At 27.0% G+C, this 24,631-nt stretch carries 30 protein-coding genes and 1 other RNA gene; 26 read left to right on the top strand and 5 right to left on the bottom strand.

The genetic code is table 11. The features are described 5' to 3' along the window. Window positions 1-2 precede the first annotated feature (2 nt). From ACLGL0_RS05980 to ACLGL0_RS05970, 3 genes are all read right to left on the bottom strand, one after another. Window positions 3-494: a sunset domain-containing protein gene (locus ACLGL0_RS05980; protein ID WP_411014000.1), complete on the bottom strand. Its 492-nt coding sequence runs from the start codon at window positions 492-494 to the stop codon at window positions 3-5. A gap of 178 nt (window positions 495-672) precedes the next feature. Next, window positions 673-1,021, bottom strand: a transfer-messenger RNA (tmRNA) gene (gene ssrA / locus ACLGL0_RS05975). Between the two features lie 57 nt (window positions 1,022-1,078). Then, window positions 1,079-1,465: a hypothetical protein gene (locus ACLGL0_RS05970; protein WP_411013999.1), complete on the bottom strand. Its 387-nt coding sequence runs from the start codon at window positions 1,463-1,465 to the stop codon at window positions 1,079-1,081. A 200-nt stretch (window positions 1,466-1,665) separates the two neighbouring features. Between ACLGL0_RS05970 and ACLGL0_RS05965 the strand changes: the two genes are divergently transcribed. The 12 genes from ACLGL0_RS05965 (at window position 1,666) to ACLGL0_RS05910 (ending at window position 12,145) form a co-directional block, all read left to right on the top strand. Continuing rightward, window positions 1,666-2,550, top strand: a complete 885-nt coding sequence (locus ACLGL0_RS05965) for a YicC/YloC family endoribonuclease (protein WP_411010564.1) — start codon at window positions 1,666-1,668, stop codon at window positions 2,548-2,550. A 13-nt stretch (window positions 2,551-2,563) separates the two neighbouring features. Next, entirely contained in the window at window positions 2,564-3,136 is a 573-nt protein-coding gene (gmk, locus tag ACLGL0_RS05960) for a guanylate kinase (protein ID WP_411013998.1), read from the top strand. Between the two features lie 12 nt (window positions 3,137-3,148). Then, window positions 3,149-3,346, top strand: coding sequence for a DNA-directed RNA polymerase subunit omega (gene rpoZ / locus ACLGL0_RS05955; RefSeq protein WP_068473103.1), 198 nt, complete (start codon window positions 3,149-3,151; stop codon window positions 3,344-3,346). Between the two features lies 1 nt (window position 3,347). Then, window positions 3,348-4,529: a bifunctional phosphopantothenoylcysteine decarboxylase/phosphopantothenate--cysteine ligase CoaBC gene (gene coaBC / locus ACLGL0_RS05950; RefSeq protein WP_314557064.1), complete on the top strand. Its 1,182-nt coding sequence runs from the start codon at window positions 3,348-3,350 to the stop codon at window positions 4,527-4,529. Further along, the gene (priA, locus tag ACLGL0_RS05945; protein WP_411013997.1) at window positions 4,523-6,919 is read left to right on the top strand and encodes a primosomal protein N'; all 2,397 of its coding nucleotides are present in this window, start codon (window positions 4,523-4,525) and stop codon (window positions 6,917-6,919) included. The genes coaBC and priA overlap by 7 nt, the downstream gene beginning before the upstream one ends. 9 nt (window positions 6,920-6,928) lie before the next feature. Continuing rightward, window positions 6,929-7,423, top strand: a complete 495-nt coding sequence (gene def / locus ACLGL0_RS05940; protein WP_314557068.1) for a peptide deformylase — start codon at window positions 6,929-6,931, stop codon at window positions 7,421-7,423. Further along, complete coding sequence (gene fmt / locus ACLGL0_RS05935; protein WP_411013996.1) at window positions 7,423-8,346, top strand: methionyl-tRNA formyltransferase; 924 nt, start codon at window positions 7,423-7,425, stop codon at window positions 8,344-8,346. Before def ends, fmt begins: the two co-directional genes overlap by 1 nt. Beyond that, window positions 8,346-9,650, top strand: coding sequence for a 16S rRNA (cytosine(967)-C(5))-methyltransferase RsmB (gene rsmB, locus ACLGL0_RS05930; protein WP_411013995.1), 1,305 nt, complete (start codon window positions 8,346-8,348; stop codon window positions 9,648-9,650). Before fmt ends, rsmB begins: the two co-directional genes overlap by 1 nt. A 261-nt stretch (window positions 9,651-9,911) precedes the next feature. Further along, entirely contained in the window at window positions 9,912-10,301 is a 390-nt protein-coding gene (locus tag ACLGL0_RS05925) for a bleomycin resistance protein (RefSeq protein ID WP_004832955.1), read from the top strand. Window positions 10,302-10,429: 128 nt separating this feature from the next. Continuing rightward, complete coding sequence (locus tag ACLGL0_RS05920; protein ID WP_411013994.1) at window positions 10,430-11,194, top strand: class I SAM-dependent methyltransferase; 765 nt, start codon at window positions 10,430-10,432, stop codon at window positions 11,192-11,194. A gap of 191 nt (window positions 11,195-11,385) precedes the next feature. Then, complete coding sequence (locus ACLGL0_RS05915; protein WP_411013993.1) at window positions 11,386-11,649, top strand: DUF2087 domain-containing protein; 264 nt, start codon at window positions 11,386-11,388, stop codon at window positions 11,647-11,649. 16 nt (window positions 11,650-11,665) lie between these two features. After that, window positions 11,666-12,145: a GNAT family N-acetyltransferase gene (locus ACLGL0_RS05910; RefSeq protein ID WP_411013992.1), complete on the top strand. Its 480-nt coding sequence runs from the start codon at window positions 11,666-11,668 to the stop codon at window positions 12,143-12,145. 53 nt (window positions 12,146-12,198) lie between these two features. Here ACLGL0_RS05910 and mnmL read toward each other — a convergent pair whose 3' ends face one another. Next, a complete protein-coding gene (gene mnmL / locus ACLGL0_RS05905; protein ID WP_411013991.1) occupies window positions 12,199-13,113 on the bottom strand; it encodes a tRNA modification radical SAM protein MnmL/YtqA in 915 nt (304 codons plus the stop codon). A 1-nt stretch (window position 13,114) separates the two neighbouring features. Next, entirely contained in the window at window positions 13,115-14,173 is a 1,059-nt protein-coding gene (locus tag ACLGL0_RS05900; protein ID WP_233055249.1) for a rod shape-determining protein, read from the bottom strand. Window positions 14,174-14,425: 252 nt separating this feature from the next. Here ACLGL0_RS05900 and ACLGL0_RS05895 point away from each other — a divergent pair, with 252 nt between their 5' ends. From ACLGL0_RS05895 to pepT, 14 genes are all read left to right on the top strand, one after another. Continuing rightward, entirely contained in the window at window positions 14,426-15,718 is a 1,293-nt protein-coding gene (locus ACLGL0_RS05895) for an NAD(P)H-dependent oxidoreductase (RefSeq protein WP_233055250.1), read from the top strand. Window positions 15,719-15,726: 8 nt separating this feature from the next. Further along, window positions 15,727-16,743 (top strand): hypothetical protein, encoded by a 1,017-nt coding sequence (locus ACLGL0_RS05890; protein ID WP_411013990.1) that lies wholly within the window; start codon window positions 15,727-15,729, stop codon window positions 16,741-16,743. A gap of 12 nt (window positions 16,744-16,755) precedes the next feature. Then, a complete protein-coding gene (locus ACLGL0_RS05885) occupies window positions 16,756-17,028 on the top strand; it encodes a putative Se/S carrier protein (RefSeq protein ID WP_411013989.1) in 273 nt (90 codons plus the stop codon). Then, window positions 17,021-17,851, top strand: coding sequence for a mechanosensitive ion channel family protein (locus tag ACLGL0_RS05880; protein WP_411013988.1), 831 nt, complete (start codon window positions 17,021-17,023; stop codon window positions 17,849-17,851). The genes ACLGL0_RS05885 and ACLGL0_RS05880 overlap by 8 nt, the downstream gene beginning before the upstream one ends. Next, a complete protein-coding gene (locus ACLGL0_RS05875) occupies window positions 17,844-18,053 on the top strand; it encodes a DUF951 domain-containing protein (protein WP_233055254.1) in 210 nt (69 codons plus the stop codon). Before ACLGL0_RS05880 ends, ACLGL0_RS05875 begins: the two co-directional genes overlap by 8 nt. A gap of 12 nt (window positions 18,054-18,065) precedes the next feature. Beyond that, window positions 18,066-18,587: a nitroreductase family protein gene (locus ACLGL0_RS05870; protein ID WP_411013987.1), complete on the top strand. Its 522-nt coding sequence runs from the start codon at window positions 18,066-18,068 to the stop codon at window positions 18,585-18,587. Window positions 18,588-18,603: 16 nt separating this feature from the next. Then, the gene (locus tag ACLGL0_RS05865) at window positions 18,604-19,290 is read left to right on the top strand and encodes a DNA alkylation repair protein (protein WP_411013986.1); all 687 of its coding nucleotides are present in this window, start codon (window positions 18,604-18,606) and stop codon (window positions 19,288-19,290) included. A gap of 102 nt (window positions 19,291-19,392) precedes the next feature. Beyond that, a protein-coding gene (prfB, locus tag ACLGL0_RS05860) for a peptide chain release factor 2 (RefSeq protein WP_411013985.1) occupies window positions 19,393-20,506 on the top strand; the annotation gives its coding sequence in 2 pieces (ribosomal slippage) (window positions 19,393-19,467 and window positions 19,469-20,506; 1,113 coding nt in all). 99 nt (window positions 20,507-20,605) lie between these two features. Next, window positions 20,606-21,223, top strand: coding sequence for a regulatory protein RecX (locus ACLGL0_RS05855; protein ID WP_314557101.1), 618 nt, complete (start codon window positions 20,606-20,608; stop codon window positions 21,221-21,223). A gap of 14 nt (window positions 21,224-21,237) precedes the next feature. Next, window positions 21,238-21,504 (top strand): GIY-YIG nuclease family protein, encoded by a 267-nt coding sequence (locus tag ACLGL0_RS05850; RefSeq protein WP_427189505.1) that lies wholly within the window; start codon window positions 21,238-21,240, stop codon window positions 21,502-21,504. Then, on the top strand, window positions 21,504-22,322 hold the full coding sequence (locus ACLGL0_RS05845) for a hypothetical protein (RefSeq protein WP_411013984.1): 819 nt from the start codon (window positions 21,504-21,506) through the stop codon (window positions 22,320-22,322). The genes ACLGL0_RS05850 and ACLGL0_RS05845 overlap by 1 nt, the downstream gene beginning before the upstream one ends. A 9-nt stretch (window positions 22,323-22,331) precedes the next feature. After that, complete coding sequence (locus ACLGL0_RS05840; RefSeq protein WP_233055261.1) at window positions 22,332-22,553, top strand: YdbC family protein; 222 nt, start codon at window positions 22,332-22,334, stop codon at window positions 22,551-22,553. A 1-nt stretch (window position 22,554) separates the two neighbouring features. Beyond that, complete coding sequence (locus tag ACLGL0_RS05835; protein ID WP_411013983.1) at window positions 22,555-23,343, top strand: J domain-containing protein; 789 nt, start codon at window positions 22,555-22,557, stop codon at window positions 23,341-23,343. Window positions 23,344-23,419: 76 nt separating this feature from the next. Then, window positions 23,420-24,631 (top strand): peptidase T, encoded by a 1,212-nt coding sequence (pepT, locus tag ACLGL0_RS05830; RefSeq protein ID WP_411013982.1) that lies wholly within the window; start codon window positions 23,420-23,422, stop codon window positions 24,629-24,631.

Raw genomic sequence — 24,631 nt, 5'->3', positions numbered from 1 at the left:
TACTATTTTTTAGCTTTTCTATAACCTGCATTAATTGCTTCTTGTTCGCTATGAAATATAACTAAATTTTTACTTGAAATTCTATCATAGTGTGCTTGACCGGGCATGTGATAAATCTTAGATTTTCTATTTGCATGTATTTCTATTGACTCATTAGCTTCTTGTTCTTGTCTTTTCTGTTCTTCATTCTTTCTTTGCTCTTCTTGCTTTTTTTGTTCTTCCTCTCTTTTACGCTTTTCTTCTTCTAATTTTTTCTTTTCCTCTTCCTCTTTTTGTTTGGCTTCTTCTTCTAATTTTTTCTTTTCTTCTTCTTTTCGTTTAGTTTCTTCTTCCTCTAATTTTTTCTTTTCCTTTTCCTCTTTTTGTTTAGCTTCTTTTTCTAATTTAGCTTGTTGCTCAATTTTTTGCTGTTCTGATTCTTTTTTAGAACTACAACTTACTAAAATAAATGATGTTATAAGCAGTAGTAACAATCGTTTTTTCATAATTTTCATAAAAACTCCTCCTAAAAATAAGTATATTTTACTGTTTATAAGTCTATTATTATATAACTTTATACGTAAAATATCGTTTGCTTAAATTATACATTTAGCAAATATAAAAGTCAATAAATATTTTATAAGATATTATAATTAAAAAAACTCTTGTAAGCAAATTCTTTACAAGAGTTTTTGGTGGAGATGGTGGGTGTCGAACCCACGTCCGAAAAGGCATTCATATCACTTTCTCCGAATACAGTCAATTTTAAATTTCCCAATAACCTATAAATTAACAAAATCAGTTAAAGGTATCTTATAAATACAATTACAAATCTAAGAACTTTTGTAAAGGTTGCCCACGAATTTAATGATAGAGTTTAGTCTTTTGTGGGAAAAGAATAGACTCCAAATAGCTGTCTTAAGCAGCTAATGCAAAATTATTATTTTCTGCGTTTATATTTAATTTACCACTTTTTATGTTGATTGGATACAACAATTCGCTTATGATACTGCAACCTCCCCGTCGAAGCCAGTTCATCCCCATATCTTTTAATAGTATACCCATATTTTTATATCATGTCAAATTAAAAAAAGAAATATCAATTAGATTTTTTATAAATTCTTGAAATTAATATAAAAATTGTAGCTATTGAAATAATTGCAAGTAAAAATAAAATCATAGTTATTGTATCGTCAAATAATCTTCTATAAAATCTATAAAAGTTATAAATTCTTAATATAAAAAATAAAATTATTCCTACATTTATTGTTAAAAGATATTTTGTATTTTTAGTTACCGATAATAAAACAAAAATGAATATAAAAATTAGAGAAATACTCAATGGAATATTTTTAAATATTGTTAAACTATGCATATATGGTTCATCAGAAGGATAAGCTCCGGCTGATAATTCTAAGGTTATTAGATAAAATAAAAATATTAAAAAACTAAATATTGAGTAAATTTTTTCTTTTAGTATTGTCATAGACTCCTCCTTTTTATATGAACATTAGCAATTTACAACTTTATTATAAGATTTTAAAGCCTTTTTGTAAAGTATTTTTTATAGCAAATGTATTCTTAAAGAAAATTATTAAATTTTCGTAATAAAGTATTGTAAAAATTTTTTAATACAAATATAATAGATAAATATAAAAAATAATATAAATTTTTAAGGAGAAAAATATGTTAAAATCAATGACTGGTTATGGTAGAAGTGAGTTCGTTGATGAAAATTATGATTTGTCTTTTGAGATGAAAGCTGTAAATCATAAATTTTTGGATATTCAAGTTAAACTACCATATTTTTTAAATTTTTGTGAAGAAGATATTAAAAAAGTTGTAAGAAAAAAATTATCAAGAGGACGGGTTGATATTTTTATAAGAGGAAAACAAAAGTTTTCTGAAAATAACTCAGCTTTAGATGTTAATTACGAATTGGCTTCTGCATATTTTGAAGCATATAAAAGTATTTCAACTAAACTTGGAATAGATGCTTCTGTTGGTATTGGACATATTGTTAGAAATGACAATGTGGTTGAAGTTAAGACTTCCGAAATAGATGAAGAATATTTAAAAAATAATGTTCTTGAGTCAGTTGAAAAAGCTGTAGATGAACTTGTATCAATGAGAATAGTGGAAGGTGAAAATCTGAACAAAGATTTACTAGATAATCTTTCTGCTTTTGAAAATAATTTAGGGAACATTATTGAAAGAAAAGAAGATGTTTTAAATAATCAAATTGATAGATTAAAATTAAAACTTAATGAGTTTTGTGGCGAATTATCTGAAAGTGAAGTTAATAGATTAAATCTTGAAGTGATTTTTTATACTGATAAGCTTGATATAAGTGAAGAAATTACAAGACTTAATTCACATATTCAAAACTTTAAAAAGTTTTTAAATCTTGAAAGTCAAGTTGGTAAAAAAATTGAATTCTTATTACAAGAAATGAATAGAGAAATCAATACAATTGCAAGTAAATCAAATAATTATGCGATTTCAACTTATGTTATTGAAATGAAGGTCATTATAGAAAAGCTTAGAGAACAAATTCAAAACGTTGAGTAATTTTGGAGGCAATATGAAAAAGGGATTTTTGATGGTTGTTTCAGGCCCGTCAGGAGTTGGCAAAGGTACTATTTGTGATATTTTATTAAGAGATAATAAAGATATTAAGTATTCAATTTCTGCAACAAGTAGAAACAAGAGACCTAATGAAGAACATGGTAAGAATTATTTTTTCGTATCAAATGATGAGTTTGAAAAAATGATTGAAGATGGAAAACTTTTAGAGTATGCAAGAGTTCATGGAAATTACTATGGAACACCTAAGGATTTTGTTTTAAATTCTATTGATAACGGAGATGTTGTTATTTTAGAAATTGATGTTCAAGGTGCATTACAAGTAAAGAAAAATTACCCAGATGCAGTTTTAGTTTTTATTTTACCACCGGATTTTGAAGAGTTAAAAAGAAGACTTGTAGAACGTGGAACAGAAGATGAAGAAACTGTAAATTTAAGAATGAACAATGCAAAAAAAGAAGTTGAATTTTTAAATGAATATAATTATTCCATAGTGAATGATTTTATAGATGAAAGTGTTGATAAAATGAAGGCTATTATTGAAGCCGAAAGATTAAAGATTAAAAAATAGGAGGAATGAAAGATGATAAATCCATCATTTAAAGAATTAGAAAAAATTGATAAGAGTAGATATGCATTAGTAGTAATGACAAGTAAGAGAGCTAGAAGAATTGTAAACGGATCTAAAAATTTAATGGAAACAGATGCTCAAAAACCAATTACTCAAGCACTTCAAGAAATTGTAGCTGAAAAGGTAACTAAGAAAGAAAAGGAAGATTAAGATGAAAAAAAATATTTTAGTTGGAGTAACTTCTGGGATTGCGATTTACAAGTCTTTAGACTTAGTAAGCATGTTAGTTAAGGCTGGATATGAAGTTAATGTTGTTATGACTGAAAACGCAACTAAACTAATTAATCCTTTGATTTTTGAAACAATTAGTCAAAATAAGGTGTATAGTGATGTGTTTGAAAGAGATATGGACAGTGAAGTTAAGCATATAAAACTTGCAAAAGAAGCTGACTGTATTGTTCTTGCGCCACTTACAGCTAACACCATGGCTAAAATTGCCTACGGAATTGCAGACAATTTAATCACAAATATAGTACTTGCTCATACTAAAAAAATGATTTTAGTACCAACTATGAATGTTAATATGTATGAAAATCCAGCAACTCAAAAAAATATTGAGACTTTAAAAGAAAGACATATTGTTTTAAGTCCTGATTATGGTCGTCTTGCTTGTGGAGATTATGGTAAGGGAAAATTCCCAAAAGTTGAAAGAATTTTTGAAGAAATAGAAAGCTATTTTGTGCAAAAAGATTTGCAAGGAAAAAAGATTTTAATTGGAAATGGTGCTACAATTGAAGATATTGATCCTGTTAGATATATCTCAAATTACAGTAGTGGGAAAATGGGAAATGAGTTAGCTCTTTGTGCAAAAAGACGTGGAGCTGATGTAAAAGTAGTATGTGGCAAGGTTAATAGTGATTATAGAAACTTTGGTATTGAATACATTGATGTAAAAACAAATGAAGATATGTATAATTCACTAAAAGAAAATTTTGATGATTCGGATATTTTAATTATGCCTGCAGCACCAGTTGATTTTAAGGTTAAAAACAAAAAAGATTTTAAAATCAAAAAGACGGAAAATTTTGAAAATATTGAGCTTGAAAACAATCTTGATATTTTAAAAAGTATTTCAGAGTATAAAAAATCACAATTTGTTGTAGGCTTTGCGGCTGAAACAAATTCAGTTAAAGATTATGCAATTTCAAAGATGAATAATAAAAAATTAGATATGATAGTTGCAAATGATGTTTCATTAAAAGATAGGGGCTTTGGCTCTGATTTTAATAAGGTTACTATTATTACAAAAGATAGTGAGCTTGAAACTGAAGTTTTAACTAAAAGAGAAATTGCAGATAAAATTTTAGATGCTATTTTGGAGAAAATATGTTAGCAGAAGTTGTTGTTAAGTCTTTTTTACTATCAAGGGCTGAAAATATATTTACCTATAAAATACCTAAAAGTATTGAAGAAGAAATACAAATAGGTAAGAGGGTAATTGTTCCTTTTGGTAAAGGAAATAAGGGAACTGTTGGCCTTGTTATAAATATATTAGATGAAAAAGAAATTCAGTCAGATATAAAATTCAAAGAAATAAATATGGTTTTAGACGAGAAGGAAATTGTAAGTAAAACACAGATTAAACTTGCAAAGTTTATGAGTGAAAAGTACATTACAAATATTTCTTATTGTCTAAATTGTGTTTTGCCTCCTGGAGATTGGAGTAAAATTGAAGAATTTTTTGTACTAAATAAAGAAAAGTCTGATGAAATTTCAGTTGTTGAGGCAGAATTTTTTTCAAAGAGAAAAAATATTTTAGAAATCAGGGAATTTTATAATGACGACAATAAAGTAAATTATTTAATTGAAAATGAAATTATAGTAAAAAAGTACAAATATAACAACTCGGAAAATAAATTTTTAGAAAAATTTGTTAAACTAAATGAAGATTTTGATTTTTCAAAAATTCGCAAAAACGCTGTAAAACAATTAGAACTTATAAATTTTTTAAAGGGAAAAGATTTTGTAAGTGTTAAAGATTTAAGAGAAAATAACTTTTCTAAATCTGTTGTAGATTCTCTACTTTTAGTAGACGCTCTTATCCAAACTGAAGATAAAGTTTATAAAACTTCTTTTGAAGATACAAATAGCTATAAAAAATTAAAGTTAAATAAAGAACAGCAAGATGTATTAGATAGTATTTTAAGTTCTAAAAATGATAAATTTTTAATTCATGGAATTACTGGAAGTGGAAAGACTGAAATTTATTTACAGCTTGTTGAAAATATGTTGGAACAGGGAAAAAGCAGTATAATTTTAGTCCCTGAAATTAGTCTTACACCACAGACCATTGAACGTTTTTCAGGACGTTTTGGAAATGATATCGCAATTATTCATTCCAGACTTACAATGATTGAAAAACTAAATCAATGGAAACAAATTCAAGATAAGGATATAAAGATTGTTGTAGGAGCTAGATCTGCAATTTTTTCTCCAGTAAAAAATTTGGGACTTGTTATTATTGATGAAGAGCATGAGTCAAGTTATATAAGTGATCAAAATCCGAAATATTATACTCATGAAGTTGCTGAGTATTTAGTTGGATTGACAGATGCAAAACTTGTTTTAGGTTCTGCAACTCCATCTGTAAATATTTATGCAAGAACGAATAGTGATGACATAAAGCTTTTGGAACTTAAAAATAGAGCTACAAAAAATTCTTTACCCGAAGTTGAAATTGTTGATATGAGAGAAGAATTGTTACTTGGGAATAAAAGTATTTTAAGTAATAGTCTATTTGAAGAAATACAAAAAACTTTGGAAAGAAAAGAACAGGTAATTCTATTTTTAAATAAAAGAGGAAGAAGCTCTTTTGTTTTTTGCAGAAGTTGTGGTTATGTTCAAAAATGCGATTACTGCGATATTTCTATGACTTATCATAAGGATAATAGAAAAGATATTTGCATTTGTCATATGTGCGGAAGAACTAAACCAAAACCTAAAATATGTCCAAATTGTTTTAAACAATCCATAAAAGAATTTGGTTTTGGAACTGAAGCATTAGAAGACTATATTAAAAATACTTTTAAAGATGCGAAAGTTTGTAGAATAGATGCAGATACCTCTAAGGAAAAAGGAGTCTATGAAGAAGTTTATCAAAAGATGAAAAATAAGGAAATTGATATTTTAATCGGTACTCAGATGATTTCAAAAGGACTCGATTTTCCGAATGTAACTTTGGTTGGAGTTGTTCTTGCAGATATAAGCTTGAATATTCCGTCTTTTAGATCAGCTGAAAAAACATTTCAGCTTTTGACTCAAGTTGCAGGTCGTTCTGGACGTGGAGATAAAGAAGGAAAAGTAATAATTCAAACATATAAGCCAAGTCATTACAGCATTGTTAATTCTTCAGACCATAATTATGAAGATTTTTTTAAAGAGGAAATTAATTTTAGAAGAAGTTTTCTCTATCCGCCAAAGGCACATATTATAAATTTTCAATTTAGAAGTAAAAATGTTGAAAATTGTATGGAAGAATTGAAAAAAATAAGAGATTTAATTTTTGATAAATTTAAAAAAGAAATAAATTTAAAAGATATAATTATTCTAGGACCTAATCCGGATGCAATAAAATGGGTAAATATGGTGTATAGATATAATTTAACAATAAAAATTCTAAAAGACTATGATGTCTTTAGACAATTTTTAATGGAATTAATTTTTAATAAAAAGTATTCTTTCAATACTGAAAAAAATGGAAAATTAATTTTGACAATAGATTAAGGAGGAAAAATGGCATTAAGAAATGTTAGAATTGATGGCGATCCTGTTCTTAGAAAAAAAGCAAGGGTAGTCGAAGTTATAGATGATAAAATAAAAGATTTACTAGAAGACATGGTAGAAACAATGTATGATTCAGAAGGTGTTGGACTTGCATGTCCTCAAATTGGAATTTTAAAAAGACTTGTAACAATAGATGTTGGAGATGAGCATGGATTACTTAAAATGATAAATCCTGAAATTTTAGAAATTTCCGGAGAACAAGTTGGACCTGAAGGCTGTCTTTCAATTCCTGATTTTAGAGGTTTTGTTAGAAGACCTGAAAAGGTAAAATTCAAATATACAGATATAGATGGAAATGAACAAATTATTGATGCAACAGGACTTTTAGCTGTTTGTATTTGTCACGAAATAGATCACTTAAATGGAATTTTGTTTACAGATTTAGTTTTAGATGGAGAAGAAGCTGAAATGTATGAAAAATTGTATTACGGTGAGGAAGAATAATGAAAAAAATAATTTTTATGGGAACTCCTGATTTTGCAGTTCCACCTTTAGAAACTTTAAATGAAAATTTTGAAGTTTCTTTAGTTGTTTCCCAAAAAGACAAACTTAGAAACAGAAAAAAATTATTACCAACACCTGTTAAAGAAAGGGCATTGGAGCTTGGGCTTGAAGTTATAACTCCTGATAGTGTAAAGAGTGATGAATTTTTTGAAATTGTAAAAAAAATAAATCCAGACTTTATTGTCGTGGTAGCATTTGGACAGATAATTGATAAGAGATTAATCGACTATATGCAAGGAAAAATTTTAAATATCCACGCTTCAATTTTACCGGAACTTAGAGGTTCTGCGCCGATAAATTGGGCTATTGTAAATGGATTAGAAAAGACAGGTGTAAGCATTATGTCAATAGATGTTGGGCTTGATACCGGAGATGTTTTGGATATTGAAGAAACTGAGATTTCTGATTTAGATAATGCTGAAACACTTTATGAAAGACTTTCAAAAATGGGTTCAAATTTGATAGTTAAAACTATTAATGACTTTGAAAACAAATACAAAAACAGAGTTAAACAAGGAGATAATTTTTCCTATGCTCCTATGATTAAAAAGGAAATGGGAAAACTTGATTTTAATGATACTTCAAGAAATATTTTCAACAAAATTAGAGGTTTTTATAATTGGCCTAGTACATTTTGCGAATATATGGAAGAGAATATAAAAGTTCATAGAGCTGAAATTTCTAAAGAAAATCCTAATGAAATTGTAGGAACAATTTTTAAAGTTTCAGATGATGCAATTTTTGTTAAAACTATGGATGGAAGTATAAAACTTTTAGAAATACAATTTTCAGGTAAAAAGAGAGTTTTAGTTAAAGACTATCTTCGTGGTAACTCTATAAAAGTTGGAGAAATTTTAAAATAATGAGAAAACTTGCAGTTGAAATTCTTTGTGAAATCAAAGATGAAAATTCAAATTCAACAAATTTATTAAATAAAAAAACAAAAAATATTTCTGATTTAGATAGCAAATTTTTAAGAGAAATTGTATATGGCACTTTGGAAAACAGAATTTATCTTGATTATATAATCAAAAAGCTCTGTAAATTAAGAATTAAAAAGTTCAATCCATATATTTTAAATATTTTAAGAGTTTCTATTTATCAGATTATTTTTATGGATAAAATTCCTGAATTTGCAATAATAAATGAGGCTGTTAATCTAACAAAAGTTTTTAAACTTAAAAAATTTTCCTCTTTTGTTAATGGATCTTTAAGAAATTTTTTAAGAAATAAAGAAGACTTTATGAAGATTGAAGTTGAGAGTGAAGATGAAGCTATCTCTATAAAATACTCTGCAAATATGGATATTGTAAAGATATTGCTTTCCGATTATGGCAGGGAAAAAACTATAAAAATTCTTGAAGATTCCATGTCCAAACCTCATTTTGCAATAAGAATTTCATCTTTTGAAAAGACAGAAGAACAAGTTGTTAAGGACTTGGAAAAAGACGGATATAATCTTAAAAAATCTGAAATTTCAAAACTTACTTATTTTGTAGAAAATCCGACTAATATATTGGAAACTGAAAGTTTTAAAAGTGGAGATTTTACAGTTCAAGATGTTGGAAGTATCTTAACGGGAGAAATTTTAGCTCCAAGTGAAAATTCAAAAGTTTTAGATATTTGTTCTGCACCAGGTGGAAAAACTTGTCATCTAGCTTTTCAGATGAAAAATACAGGAGAAATTTTTGCAAATGATATTGTAAAGAGTAAATTAAAAAAGATAGAAGAAAATTGTAAAAGACTTAATGTAAAAAATGTAAAATTACTAAATTTTGACGCGTCAATTTACAAAGAGGAATATAAAGAACAATTTGACTATATACTCTGTGATGTAATTTGTTCAGGAATTGGAGTTATGGACAGAAAGCCTGAAATAAAATTATTCAGAAGCAAAGAAACTATTGATGAAATAATCAAATTGCAGAGAAAAATTTTTGATAATGCAGTAGAATATCTAAAAGATAAAGGAGAGATAGTTTACAGCACTTGCTCTGTTTTGAAATGTGAAAATGAAGAAAATGTCAAATATTTTTTAGAAAAACATAAAAATTTAAAAATAAAAGAAGTTGAATTTTTTGGTAAATCAGAAAAATTTATAAAATTATTACCTGAAAAACATAAACATAATGGATTTTTTATAATAAAATTTATTAAAGAGAATTAAGGGATTGAAGACTAGTCTTCAATCCTTTTTTTATAAGAAAATTATCCTAATCAAAAATCAGTAAATCGAAATGAAATGAGTTAAGATGATGAACTATTTGAGGATAAAATAAGGCAAAAAAAACCTTAAAAATTTATAGTGGATTAAAAAAATATAGTTAGAAAAATGAATATTCAGCTTGAGTGAATGACAATATGTGTGGGAAATGGTATAATAAAATGAATGAAAAATTGGCAAATTAGAATTTTATGAGGAGTTTATATGGAGTTTAATAGTTTGATTCCTGAATTATCAGTTTTTGATATTGTTCAGACTAAAAATTTTTATGAAGAATTAGGATTTAAAATAGAGTACGAACGACCGGAAGTGAAATTTGTTTTTATGTCTTTTCAAGATAGTCAGTTTATGTTTGAACAAATTCATGATGATGGCTGGAATACAGGGGAACTAATCTATCCTTTAGGAAGAGGAATAAATTTTTCAATATCAGTTGATGATATTGAGAAACTATATGAATTAGTGAAAAGCAAACAATTAGAGATTTACAGAGAACTGATTAGAAGTGTATATAGGGTTAACGGAATTGAAGAAATACAAATGGAGTTTCTGATTCAAGATCCTAATGGATATTTATTGAGATTTACAAACTGATGACTCTTGATTTGAAGGGTAGGTAAACTCAGACTTGTCGCTCTAAAACAATTAAATAAAATGACAAAAAGAAAGTGCTGATATTCAACTTAAATCGAAATAATATAAAATTACGAGGAAATTATAAGGTGAGCAATTATATAAAATTAAATGAAGATAGATGGAATAATGTAAAAAATGACTATACTGAGCCATTGACACATGAAGAATTAGAAGAAGTTAGAAAAAATCCGATTTCTGTTGCATTAACTGTTGGGAAAAAAGTTCCAAAAGAATGGTTTGAAAAAGCAAATGGAAAAAAGATATTAGGTTTAGCTTGTGGTGGTGGACAGCAGGGGCCAGTTTTTGCTATAAAAGGTTATGATGTAACCATAATGGATTTTTCTAAATCACAATTACAAAGAGATGATATGGTTGCTAAAAGAGAAGGCTTAAAAATCAATACAGTTCAAGGCGATATGACAAAACCATTTCCATTTGAAGATGAAACTTTTGATATTATTTTTAATCCAGTTTCAAATGTATATATAGAAGATTTAGAAAATATGTATAAAGAAGCCTCTCGAGTATTGAAAAAGGGTGGACTGTTAATGGTCGGATTTATGAATCCTTGGATATACATGTATGATGCTGACATTGTATGGGACAAACCCGATGAGGAATTACTTTTAAAGTTTTCAATACCTTTTAATTCAAAAGAGCTTGAAGAGGAAGGCAAAATAACCATAAATCCAGAATATGGATATGAATTTAGCCATACCTTAGAAACTCAGATTAGAGGACAACTTAAAAATGTTCTCGCTATGATAGATTTTTATGAATCGTGTGATAAAAGAAATAGATTATCACGTTATGGAAATGACTATATAGCTACACTTTGCATTAAATTATAATGTTATAGAACATACTTCAGGAGAATATCCGTTTTGTTTTTCGTAAGGGTTAAAATCTAAATTTCAGTTTGTTGAAGTAAAACAATAAGTAAATTATTTAAGAGTAATTTTATTAGGAAAAGAAATATTGCTTTTAGACGAGCATTTTTCTGCGATAGACAAAAACTATATTAAATATTTGGAGAGTATTTATGGAATTTAATAAAGATAAATGGATAAAAGACGGCAAGATTTTAAATATGCCAAAAAAACAGAAAGATAAATATGAACTTTTTGCTTATTTAGCTTCAGTTTGTTTTGATGAAAGAAAATATAAAGAAAAAGAAATTAATGAAATTTTAAAGAAATACTATGCAGATTTTTGCTATTTAAGAAGGTCTATGGTTGACTTTAAACTTTTAAAAAGGACTGATGATGGAAGCGAGTATTTCTTTGATAAGTCGGTATTAGATTGAATTTAGTGGGAGAGATATGATAGATATTAGAGAAATTTCTGTTAATGAAACAAATGTGTTTTGGGATAAACATATTAAGTATTTAGTTGAAGATGAAATTGTTACAGATAAGGAAGATATAGAATACTTTTTAAGTAGCGAGTATAGAGATTTTTTAGAAAATCGTATGATTGTTGATAAAGATAGACATTATATTGCATACTTTTTTGAAAATGATGTAGAAATAGGAGCAGTTCAATTTACAATTTATAACAACAAAGATGGAAAATATTTTGGAGAATGTTTTATACTTGATTTTTGGATATATCCTGAATTTAGAAATAAATCTAAAGGTTTAGAATGTTTTAAGAAGTTAGAAAAATATACAAAGCCACTTGGAGCAACGCATTATGTTTTAAATTCAATGAAAGAAAATTCAATTCGATTTTGGGAAAAATTAGGATTTGTAGAAAATGGAGTTGATGAATGGGGTATGAAATTGTTTAGATTGTATTAGATTTTCAACATTTTTATGGCAAATTAATTTAATAGAGAAATGTTAAAGGAGCTTTATAAAGCTCCTTTATTTTTATGGTTTATTCCTTGGTATGAATTTCTTTGTTTTAGAATTTTACTAATTTCTCCAATTGTTTTAATTTTATCTTTTGACCATAGGGGAGCAACAAGTTTTTCTTTATCGCCATCTCCTGTAAGTCTATGAATTATTATATCTTTGTCTAAATTTTCTATTGACATAATTAAAGCATCTATATATTCATCCCAAGATATTACTTTGAAACTATTTTTTAGATATTCTTCATATAGTTCACAATCGTTCTGAATATAAAGACTGTGAATTTTAATGCCCCAAGGCTTTTTGGTATTTACATAATCAATAGTATTTTTATAATCTTCTTTAGTTTCGTTTGGAAGACCGAAGATTATATGGAAAATAGTTTTTATATTTAATTCTTTTAATCTTTTCACACAATTTTCAAATGTTTCAGTACTATAACCAATATTCATACTATTCCTTGTCTTTTCATTTGAGCTTTGAAGTCCAAGTTCAATCCAGATTTCAATTTTTTCGTTTAGTTCTGCAAGTAAATTATAAATATCTTCATTAAAACAATCAGCTCTTGTAGCAATGGATAGCACTTTGACATTAGGAAAATTTATTGCCTCATAGTACATTTTTCTAAGTTCTTCCACTGGTAAGAATGTATTTGTATAGCTTTGGAAGTAGGCTATATATCCATTGTATTTATCTTTAACTTTTAAAAAATTGATTTGAGCGTTTAATTGTTCGGTAATTGATTTTCTTCTAGTTGTAAATTCACCACTTCCACTTTCTGAACAGAATTTACAACCTTTTTTTCCATTTTTTCTATTTGGACAAGAAAACCCTCCATCAATGGAGAGTTTTAATAGTCTTGAACCGAATTTTTCTTTTAGATAAGAACTTAAATCATTATATCTTTGCATATTATCTCTTTCTTAATTGTTCTTTTTGTTCTAAAACATGACGTTTTAATTCGTCTAAATATTCTATTTCATCATTTGAGAAATCAACATTCTTCAAGAATCTTCCTGCACCTTTAATTACCATTAATTCAGGAGTTTCAGGATTGATTACTTCTAGATTTGTTCTATCTGTTATTAAATCAACTAGACCAGGTATTTGAGATGTACCACCAGTTAAAATTAATCCCTTTTCAGAAATATCTGCAATTAGTTCAGGTGGAGTTTTTTCCAATGTTTCAGTAATTGCATTTAAAATTTTATTTAATGTCATTCCAATAGCATGAGAAATATCTGAATCATTTACAAAAATATGCATTGGAAGACCATTCATAACATTTCTTCCTTTAATTTCATACATTGAGCCATCATTTGTTGGATATGCTCTTGCGGCTGATAATTTAATAAGTTCAGCAGTATTTTCTCCGATTAACATATTGTATCTTGTACGAATAAAATCTGCAATTGCTTGGTCAATTGAATTTCCACCAATATTTAAACTTTTTGCAATTATTATTTCTCCGTTAGAAATTACTGAAATATCTGTTTTGCCTGCTCCTATATCAACTACTAAAGTTCCTGATGGATCATTTACATTTATTCCACAACCTATAGCAGCTGTAATTGTTTGTTCTAAAAGAACAACATTGTTTGCACCTGCAAGTTTAACCGCTTGAGTTATTGCTCTTTTTTGTACTTGAGTCAATTCACTTGCAATACAAACTAAAACATTAGGTCTAAAGAAATTTTTTCCTACAGATTTTTTAATAGCCCTTTTAATAATAGCTTCAGTTACGTTAAAATCTACTATATTTCCCGCAACTACTGGTCTTTTAGCAACTACATTTCCAGGAATTCGTCCTAATAATTTTTTTGCAGTTTCTCCATAAGATAATATTTTATTTTTATAAGTATCCATTGTAACAACTGATGGTTCATTTACAACTATACCTTTGTTTTCAACGAAAGTTACGACCTTTGATGTTCCAAAATCAATGGCTAGAGTTTTTCTAAAATACTTCATAAAATCTCCTAAAAATCTTCTATATATTTTTTTGAAAAAATTACCTTTTAATTTAGTTAAAAGTAATCTTATTGTTTTTAAAATTTAAGTTAAAATTTAGTTTAATTATCATAAACCAAACCATACTACTATAATTTTACACTAAAAATTACATATAGTAAAGGGAAAATTGAATATTAAAAAAATTTGATAAAATTTATGTAGTGTAGTAAAATAAGAATGATAAAATTAATATTAATATGGAGGCCTTTTATGTTTAGAATGAAAAATAAACTTAATAATTTATATAATGCAAATAAAGAAGTTAAGTTTGCTCTTGTTGGAGCCGGAAAAATGGGAAAAGGACTTGTTAATCAGCTTTCAAGAATTAAAGGTCTTACAAGTTCTGTTGTAATAGATGAAAAACCTGAAAAGGCTATGGAAGCTCTTATTTCATCTGGCGTTAGAAAGTCAGATATAACTACAAGTGATAATATAAAAATAATTGAAAATTCTATAAAAAATGGAATGTATGTTGTTTCAGATGATTATTCCATTGCATGTAAATTACCTGATATAAAAGGAGTTGTTGATGCTACAGGAAATCCTCCTTTTGGGGCAATTTTAGCTATGGAAGCTATTGAAAACAGAAAGCATACAATTATGTTAAATGTTGAATGTGATGCCGTAATTGGACCATATTTATACAATTTAGCTAAAAAGAAAAATGTAATATATACAGGTTCTGCAGGAGATGAACCTGGTGCGATTATGGAACTTGCAGATTTCGCATTAGGAGCGGGTTTTAAACTTCTTGCAGTTGGTAAGGGTAAAAATAATCCACTTAATTATTATATAACTGAAGATGATGTTAGAGAAGAGGCACTTTCAAAAGGACTTTATCCAAAAATGCTTGCTGGTTTTATTGACGGAACAAATACTATGATTGAACTTACAAGTGCAGCAAATGCTTTAGGTTTTGTTCCTGATGTAATTGGATGTCATGGTCCAACAACAACAGCAAATGAGCTTGGAAAGTTATTTTCATTAAAAGAACAAGGCGGAATTTTAAATAATTATAAGACAGTAGATTTTGCTTTTGGAGTTGCACCAGGAGTATATGCTATTGTTACAAGTGATTCTGATGAAGTTCATGATTTAATGAAATATCTAAAAATGGGAGATGGTCCAAACTATGCGATTTACAGACCTTATCATCTTACAAGTTTAGAAACACCTATAACAATTTATAATGCGATTGTAGAAAAAGAATCAACAATTGTTCCTGCTTGTGGACAAGTTTCAGATACAGTTACAGTTGCTAAAAGAGATTTAAAAGCCGGAGAAATTTTAGAAGGAATTGGTGGAAAGTCAGTTTTTGGAACAATAACAAGTCATGCTGATCAAAAGAATAGGAATCTTTTACCAATAGCTATGATTACTAAGAAAACTAAGTTGAAAGTTGATGTAAAAAAAGACGAGCTTATAACTCTAGATATGGTAGAACTAGATGAAGATCATATAATAACTAAACTTAGAAGAAAACAAGATAAATTAGGCTTATAGGAGAAAAAATGGAGATAATTTCAAAATATAAAAATAAAATAGTAATGGGAATTTCAGCTCTATTAGTATTCTTATTTATTGTTTTTATGATCATAAAATTTACTGGTAATTCTAATAAAGAAGTATCATTTGATTTTTCAAAACCTTATAACAAAATTGCTTTTATTAAGGATGAGATGTATACTTTTGAAAAAGATAAATTTTCTAGATACAATAAGAATGGAAAACTAAAAGTTGAAAAAGAAATTGCTAATAATGGTAAAATTGCAGTATCAAATGATGTTATTTATTCTTTAATGAATAATGAAGTAATCATGTATTCTAAAGATTTTGACGAAGTAAAAAAAATTTCATTAGAAAAAGAAAGCAAGGATATATTTATTGAGAATAACAAATTAGTTCTTATAAATAATGCTAGTTTTAGAATTTTAGATGAAAATTTAACTGAAATTTATGCTAATGAGGATGTTCAAAATCCAGGATATGTAAAGTTTTCAAAGAGCAATAATAACTTTGTTTATACTGATTATATTAAGGCTGATAATTCAATAAAATCAAGATTTCATATTTTAAATTCTAAAGATAAGACAACGGTTTGTGATTTTACATTTTTTAATGAATTTATAATAGACTTAGGTTTTATAAATGATTCCGATGATAAACTTTATGTAGTAACAAATGAAAAATTATATATATTTGAAAAAAATATTATTAAAAATCAATACTATATAAATAATTTAAAAAATATAATTTATGACTCAGGAAAAATTTATTTATTCACAAATGATTTAAAAGTTTTTAATTCTAAGGATTTAAAACTTGAAAAAAGTGCTGAAATAGGGGACGATTATTTGAATTCTTATATACTAGATGGGAATATTTTGTTAGTTAAAAAAACTGGGTATGTATTATTCGGAAAAAGTAACTTAAAATCGAAAGAATTCCCTGCTGAAGTAACGGATTCAATTAAAGGTGATGATTCGGTTTATTTGATACTTAAAAATGGATATAAAAAAATAAAATAGGAGGAATTTTCTTTGAACGAAAAATATTTATTACTGACTTTTAATTCAGTTAATCATACAATGCAAATAGAAAAAGAACTTAAAAATTTAGAAAAGAAATTTAAAACAATTCCAACTCCAAGAGAAGTAAGTCGTTCTTGTGGACTTGCAATCTTACTTGATCCAAGTGAGCTGGAAACTGCTAAATCTTTAAAAGAAGCAGGAAAAAATGTCGACTATCTTTGGTATTTTGAAAAAACAAAAGATAGAGGAAATGTTGTAACGGAGATAAATATTAATGAATAATTTTTTTGAAAACTTAATTCCCTCTGAGTCAATCAGAAATATTGTTTTAAAATTATTATTATCTATTGTGGTTTTTATTTTTGCAAAAGTTTTAATTTACTTTTTTGCAAAAGTTTTAAAAAAAGTAGTTAAGACTTATAAGAAAAATGACCATAGCAATATAAAAAAAGTAAATTCAATTGTTTCAATATTATCAAGTGTATTTAAGTATATAATTTATTTTTTTGTAGTAGTTATAATTTTAGGTATTTTTGGTGTGAATACTTATTCTTTAATAGCTACTGCTGGAGTTGGTGGTATCATAATAGCATTTGGTGTTCAAAGTATTGTAAAAGATTTATTTAGTGGAGTTTTCATTCTTTTAGATGATCAATATAATGTTGGAGATGATGTTATTATTAATAATATTTCTGGTAGTGTTTTAGCTATTAATATGAGAAATACACAGATACAAGGATACGATGGAAGTGTTAATACAATTTCAAATGGAAGTATTACAACTGTTACAAATTTAAGTAAAGGAAATCAAAGATCTGTTGTTACTTTTTGTTTCCCAGTTGATGTAGATGTTGAAAAGATTAAAAAAATAATTAGTACTTATTCAATAGAGTTTACTGAAAAGAATGATTCTGTTATAAAAGCTCCTGAATATTTTGGAGTTACAGAGATTCAAAGCTATTATATAAAAATTGCTGTTGCTCTTTGGAGTAAACAGTCAACACAATGGAGTAATGAAAAGAATTTAAGAGAAGAATTATATAAAAAATTTAAAGAAGAAAATATTGAATTTTTGAAACTTGAAAAGGGTGATAAAATTGTATAAATATCAAATATCGGATATTGTTGTACTAAAAAAAGAGCATCCCTGTGGAACCAACAAATGGCAAATTCTAAGAACAGGAATAGATATAAAATTAAAATGCTTAGGCTGCGACAGGGAAGTTTGGGTTAAAAGAATAGATTTTGAAAAAAGACTTAGAAAAGTTGAAATAGATGGTAAACTTTATAAAGTTGCAAATCTTTAATTGGAGGTAGTTATGGACTTTTTAGAATTAGCAAAAAAGAGATATTCAGTAAGGGAGTTTTCTAGTAAGAAAGTTGAAAAAGAAAAGATTTTAAAGATTTTAGAATCAGCTAAGATTGCTCTTACTGCCAAAAATAAACAACCAATAAAAATTTATTATTGTACTGATGATGAAAAGTTAAAATTATTGAATGAGTCTTCACCATGTGAATATAACTCACAACTTATGTTTGTTATAACATATAATTTAGAAGAATGTTGGTATAATAGTCATACTGGAATTCCAAGTGGAATTGTTGACGCTACAATTGCATCTACACATATGGTACTAGAAGCAGAAGATTTAGGGCTAGGTTCAGTTTATATTGGGGCATTTAATCCCGAAATTGTTAGGGAAAAATTTGATATTCCTGAACAAAATCAAATAGCAATGCTTTTGTTTATGGGATATAAGGCTGAAAGTTCAGAACCTTCTCCTATGCATGAAACTTTTAAATTAGATGAAGAATTGTTTGAGGAACTAAAAATAAGATAATTGAAGAGGAAGATATATGGATAAAATATTAAAAGATTTATTTTCTTTTCAAGATATCGAATATAAAGACTTTAATTCAAAACTAATTCCAACTGTAGATAAAGACTTAATAATTGGAGTTAGAACTCCTATTTTAAGAAATTATGCTAAGAAATTATTTAAAGAGGATGAAAAAAGAACTTTTAATTTTTTAAATAATCTTCCGCATAAATACTATGAAGAAAATAATTTACATGGATGTTTAATTGAGCAAATAAAAGATTTTGATTTAGCAATGGAATATACTAAAAAGTTTGTTCCATTCATTGATAACTGGGCAACTTGCGACTTATTTTCTCCAAAAGTTTTTAAAAAATATCCAAATGAGACATATAAATATGTTTTAGATTGGATAAAAGATGAAAAAACTTATGTTATAAGATACGGAATAGGTCTTTTGCTTTCAAATTATTTGGATGAAAATTTTAAAGAAGAACATTTGGAAATTGTTTCAAATGTAAGGTCTAAAGAATATTATGTAAATATGATGATTGCTTGGTATTTTGCAACTGCTCTTGCTAAACAACAAAAATATGCTATAAAGTATATTGAAAATAAAAAACTTGATGATTGGACACATAATAAAGCAATTCAAAAGGCGATTGAGAGTAGAAGAATTACTGATGAACAAAAAACGTATTTAAGAAGTTTAAAAGTTAAATAGAGAAATAAAATGAAAAGAGCGATTGGCTCTTTTTTTGTTGGTCTTGACGAAAATATTTTAATATTATAAAATAAAGTATTATATATTGTTGTTGGGGGAGAGATGGAAAATTTAAGTACAGTAATCGAAAGATTAAAAAAACTGCAACAAAATTTATCAGAAATTGGTGATTCACTTTGACATTTCAAAGTTGAAAAAGAGATATAAAGAGTTAGAAGCTAAAAGTTTTAAAGAAGATTTTTGGAATGATCCAAAAAATGCAAAATCAATTTTAGATGAAATGAAGCATTTAAAGTTTAAGATAGAAACATTTAATTGTTTAAGTCAAAAAATTTTAGACTCAATAGAATTCATAGAAATTTTATCTGACGAAGAGTTTATGGAATATGAAAAAGAAGCGTTAAAGAATATTCAAAATATAGAAAAGGAATATTTTTCATTGAAGTTGAATACTTTAATGGTTGGCGAATATGACTCAAATAATGCGATTTTAGAAATTCATGCTGGAGCAGGTGGAACAGACGCTCAAGATTGGACAGAAATGTTACAACGTCTTTATACTAGATGGATAAGTAGTAAGGGATTTTCGTTTTCGATTTTGGACTACAATTCTGATACTGAAGGTGGTATAAAGTCTGTTACTTTAAAGGTTGAGGGTGAAAATGCTTATGGATTTTTAAAAGGCGAAAAAGGAGTTCATAGACTTGTTAGAATTTCTCCTTACGATTCTTCAAATAAAAGACATACAAGTTTTGCAAGTGTTGATGTTTTTCCGGAAATAGAAGAAATTACTGATATTGAAATAAATCCTAAAGATTTAAGAATTGATACTTATAGATCTGGAGGAGCTGGAGGACAACATGTCAATAAAACGGATTCAGCAGTCAGAATAACTCATATTCCTACAGGAGTAACTGTTTCTTGTCAATCCGAAAGAAGTCAAATGTTCAATAGAGATACGGCGATGAGACAGCTTATTGCAAAACTCTTAATTATAAAGCAAGAAGAAAATAGGGAAAAAATTGAGGATATACAAGGAAAATATTCCCAAATTGCATGGGGCTCACAGATAAGATCTTATGTTTTCCAACCTTATACTCTTGTTAAGGATCATCGTACAGGATATGAAACAGCAAATGTTGAGTCTGTTATAAATGGAAATATTGATGAATTTATAAATCAATATTTATGTGAGTTAGTAAAAAAAAGCAGGTGATTTTATGAAAAGAGAAACGGCTATTAGAATTGTTGCACTTATATTAGCTTTTATGATGGTAGTTGGAATATTACCAACAATTATAGGATTATTTATATAATGCAAGTTACAAATATTAGTTATAGTAAGTCTAAAGAAGTTTTTGAAGTAGTTTTTGAAGATGAAACAAAACTTCTTTTGAATTACAATATTTTTGAAAAATACAAAGTTTCAGTTGATATGGATTTTTCAGAAACTGAAATTCAAGAAATGAAGTATTTTTCAGATATTGAAAGAGCAAAGTCAAGAGCTATTAATTATATCTCAGGAAAGTTAAAAACAAAATATGAAGTAAAATTAAAGCTTAAAGAGAAAGATTTTACAGAAGATATTATTGATGAAGTTATAGATATTTTAGAAAGAGAAGAATATCTTAACGATAGACTTTATTGCGAAGTTTTTATTGAAGATAAAAAACAATTAAATGGTTATGGAAAAAATAAAATAAAATCTTTATTGATTCAAAAAGGTGTTTCAAAAAGCGTGTTTGAAGATTTTTTAGATGAGTTTGAATATGAAGAAGAATTTGACAATGCACTAAAAATGGGTATAAAAAAACTGAACCTATTGTCTAATGAAGATGATAATTTCAAAAAAAAACAAAAGTTAATAAACTATTTAGCTTATAGAGGTTTTAGTTTTGATGTTATAAATGATGTTTTAAGGGAAATTTTATGATGACTTTTGTATATATGTTAGAGTGTAATGATGGAACTTTTTATACTGGTTATACAACCGATTTAAAAGCTAGAATTGAAAAACATAACTCAGGTTGTGGAGCAAAGTATACAAGAGGAAGAACTCCCGTAAAATTACTTTATTTTGAAGTTTATGAAACAAAGTCTGAGGCACTTAAAAGAGAAATAAAGATTAAGAAGATGACTAGGTTAAAAAAAGAAAAATTAGTATTAAATTTTGATAAAAGTAAATTTTCTACTTATATGGAAGGTGATGTCTAATGATTAATAAAAATTTATATGAAAAATATAATGATTTAAGAGAAAATTTAGCGGAATTATTACTTTTAAAAGAAGACATTATTTCAATTAGAAATGACTTAGTTTTAGAAGATGAGGAAAAGTTTAAGCTTTTATATAAAAAGAATATGGAAAGCCTTGTAAAAATTCAAAAATCTCTTGAAAGAGATGTAATGAACCTTTTTAGGGCAGGAGAGATATTAAAAACTCTTGAATTTTCAGATAATTTCGTAGATGTAAGTCAAGTCTACACAATTATTGATTCAGAAAATAGAAATAGTAAAAAATTTAATTCAAATGAAGTTAAAAATTTTGTTGGACTGTTTGATGAATTAGATTATGAGGAAAACAAGGGTTGTGATGATGTATTCAAAGCAATTGCAAAGGAAATTTCTCCTCAAGCAAATAATAAAAATTGGAATAAAGAACTTTGGAAAAAGACGCTAAAAGCAAAAGCTGATGATAGCAAAAGAACAATGAATAAAATATTTAAAACAATTGAGGAAGAAAATTTAACTACAAATCCTTTGGATTTTGATATTGATGAGTACTCAGAAAACATTCGTACTTTGGAAAAAAATTTGGAATTCCTTCAAAGAGAAGTTAGAAACTTAGGAGAATCATGTAAGGATAATCTTGATGAAGAGAAGGTTAAAAGAATGGAAAAATTGTTGAAAAATGTTGAAGATAAAAAGTCTGAAATTAATCATTCAATTGAAATTTTGACAAAAATTAAAAATGGATTAATGGATGGATTCATTGCATCTTTACCAACGAATAAAAATGGAATTTTAAATTAGGGGGAAAATATGGAACTAAAATATGAAATTGCAGAAGAATTAGGCGTTCTTTCTGAAAATGAAAAAGGATGGAGAAAAGAATTAAACTTAGTTAGTTGGAATGAAAGAGAACCTAAGTATGATATTAGAGATTGGAATCCTAATCATGATAGAATGTCAAAGGGTATAACTCTAACTAAGGAAGAAGCAGAAGCTCTTTATGAAATATTAAAAGAAGAATTTGGAGAATAATGTGAAAAAACTTTTTGGAAAATTTATTATAGGACTTTCTAATGTATTAAATAAAATTTTTGGAGCAACCATAAATGGTTTATCCTATATTGTAAATTTATTGAGTAATATAGCAGTTCTCTTAGTGTTAGCCGGTGTGGTACTACTAGCTTTAAGTTCATTTTTGCTTCCGGTTATAATAACAATTTTATTGTTTCATCCTGCTTTTTGGATTATTATATTTGTATTTTTTATTGTTCCATTTCTTGGAAAGAAATTTATTTCATTTCTTAGATATTTTAACTATTCACTATGTGAGTATTTAAACGATTATGGTAATTTTTTAATTGGTAATAACAGTGGTTTCTCATCTTTTAAAGAATATAAAAGAAAATATGAAGATGCACAAGAAGAACAACGTAAAAGAGAACGTGAAGAAAGACAAAGAAGAGAACAAGAAGAATGGGAAAGAAGATTTAATGCTTTCAACGAATATTTTTCAAGTCAAGGAAGCTACTATGGAAATTATAACGGAAATTATAATGGCTACTATCAAAATACAGGTGGTGCAAGTTATGACCCATATAGCGACTTTAAAAATAAATTTGAAAATGCTTGTAAAGTGTTAGAATTTAATTCTTATGATATTGATTTTTATCAAGTTAAGCTTCAATATAGAAAACTTGCAAAAAAATATCATCCTGATTTAAATAGAGATACAGATACAACAGAAAAATTTCAAGAAATTAATTCAGCTTTTGAATTTTTAACTGAAGAAAATATTAGAAGATATAATCAAATGAAAAGATAGTGAAAGATAATCACTATCTTTTTTAAATTGTAAAAATGTGGTAAAATAAATATATAATATATTATTGGAGGTAGTTATGAATATAGTAGATCGTTTTGTGGAATATGCAAAAATAGACACTCAATCAAATCCTAAATCTGAAACTGTTCCTTCAACAGAAAAGCAAAAGAATTTAGGAAATTTACTTGTAAAACAATTAAAAGAAATGGGAATTGAAAATGCTCATATCGATGAAAAAGGTTATGTTTATGCGCATTTAAAATCAAATGTAGATAGAGATTTAAAGAAAGTTGGTTTTATTGCACATATGGATACTGCAACAGAACTTACTGGAGCAAATGTAAATCCACAATTTGTTGATTACAAAGGTGGAGATATTAAATTAAATGATGAAGTAACAATGTCTGTAAAGGAATTTCCTTGTTTAAATGAAGTTGTAGGAGAAAGACTTATTACAACTGATGGAAATACTTTATTAGGTGCAGATGACAAATCAGGTATTGCAATTATAATGGATGCAATTCAAAATATAATTTCAAACAATTTACCTCATGGAGATATTTCAATTGGATTTACTCCTGATGAAGAAATTGGACGTGGAGCAGATCATTTTGACGTTGCGAAATTTGGAGCTGATTTTGCTTATACTATTGATGGTGGAGCAATTGGAGAACTTGAATACGAAAGTTTCAATGCTTGTAGTGCTGTTGTAGATATTAAAGGAAAAAATGTTCATCCAGGATCTGCAAAAGATATAATGAGAAATTCACTAATAGTTGCTCATAATCTTTTATCAATGTTACCTGCAAATGAAAGACCTGAACATACTGAAGGTTATGATGGATTTTATCATTTATTAGAAATGAACGGAGATACTGAAAATACTCATATGGAATTTATCATAAGAGATTTTGATAGAGAAAAATTTGAATACAAAAAAGAATATATGAAAAAGGTAGTTGAAGTTTTAAACTTCAAATATGATAATTCAATTAAATTAGAACTTGAAGATTCATATTACAATATGAGAGAAAAATTAGAAGATAGAAAAGATATTATTGATCTTGCATATAATTCAATGGTTGAAGTTGGTATTACTCCAAAAGTTAAGGCTATTAGAGGAGGTACTGACGGTTCAAGACTTTCTTTCATGGGACTACCTTGTCCAAATATTTTTGCAGGTGGTTTTAACTTCCACGGCAGATATGAATTTGTACCGGTTTCATATATGGAAAAAGGTTCAGAATTACTTGTAAAAATCGTTGAAAATATCGTAAAAGGAGAATAA

Source organism: Parvimonas pharyngis (assembly GCF_046569675.1).
Lineage (GTDB): Bacteria > Bacillota > Clostridia > Tissierellales > Peptoniphilaceae > Parvimonas.
Note: the sequence above shows the minus strand (reverse complement) of the source record. Positions and strands in the feature narration are given on the sequence as shown.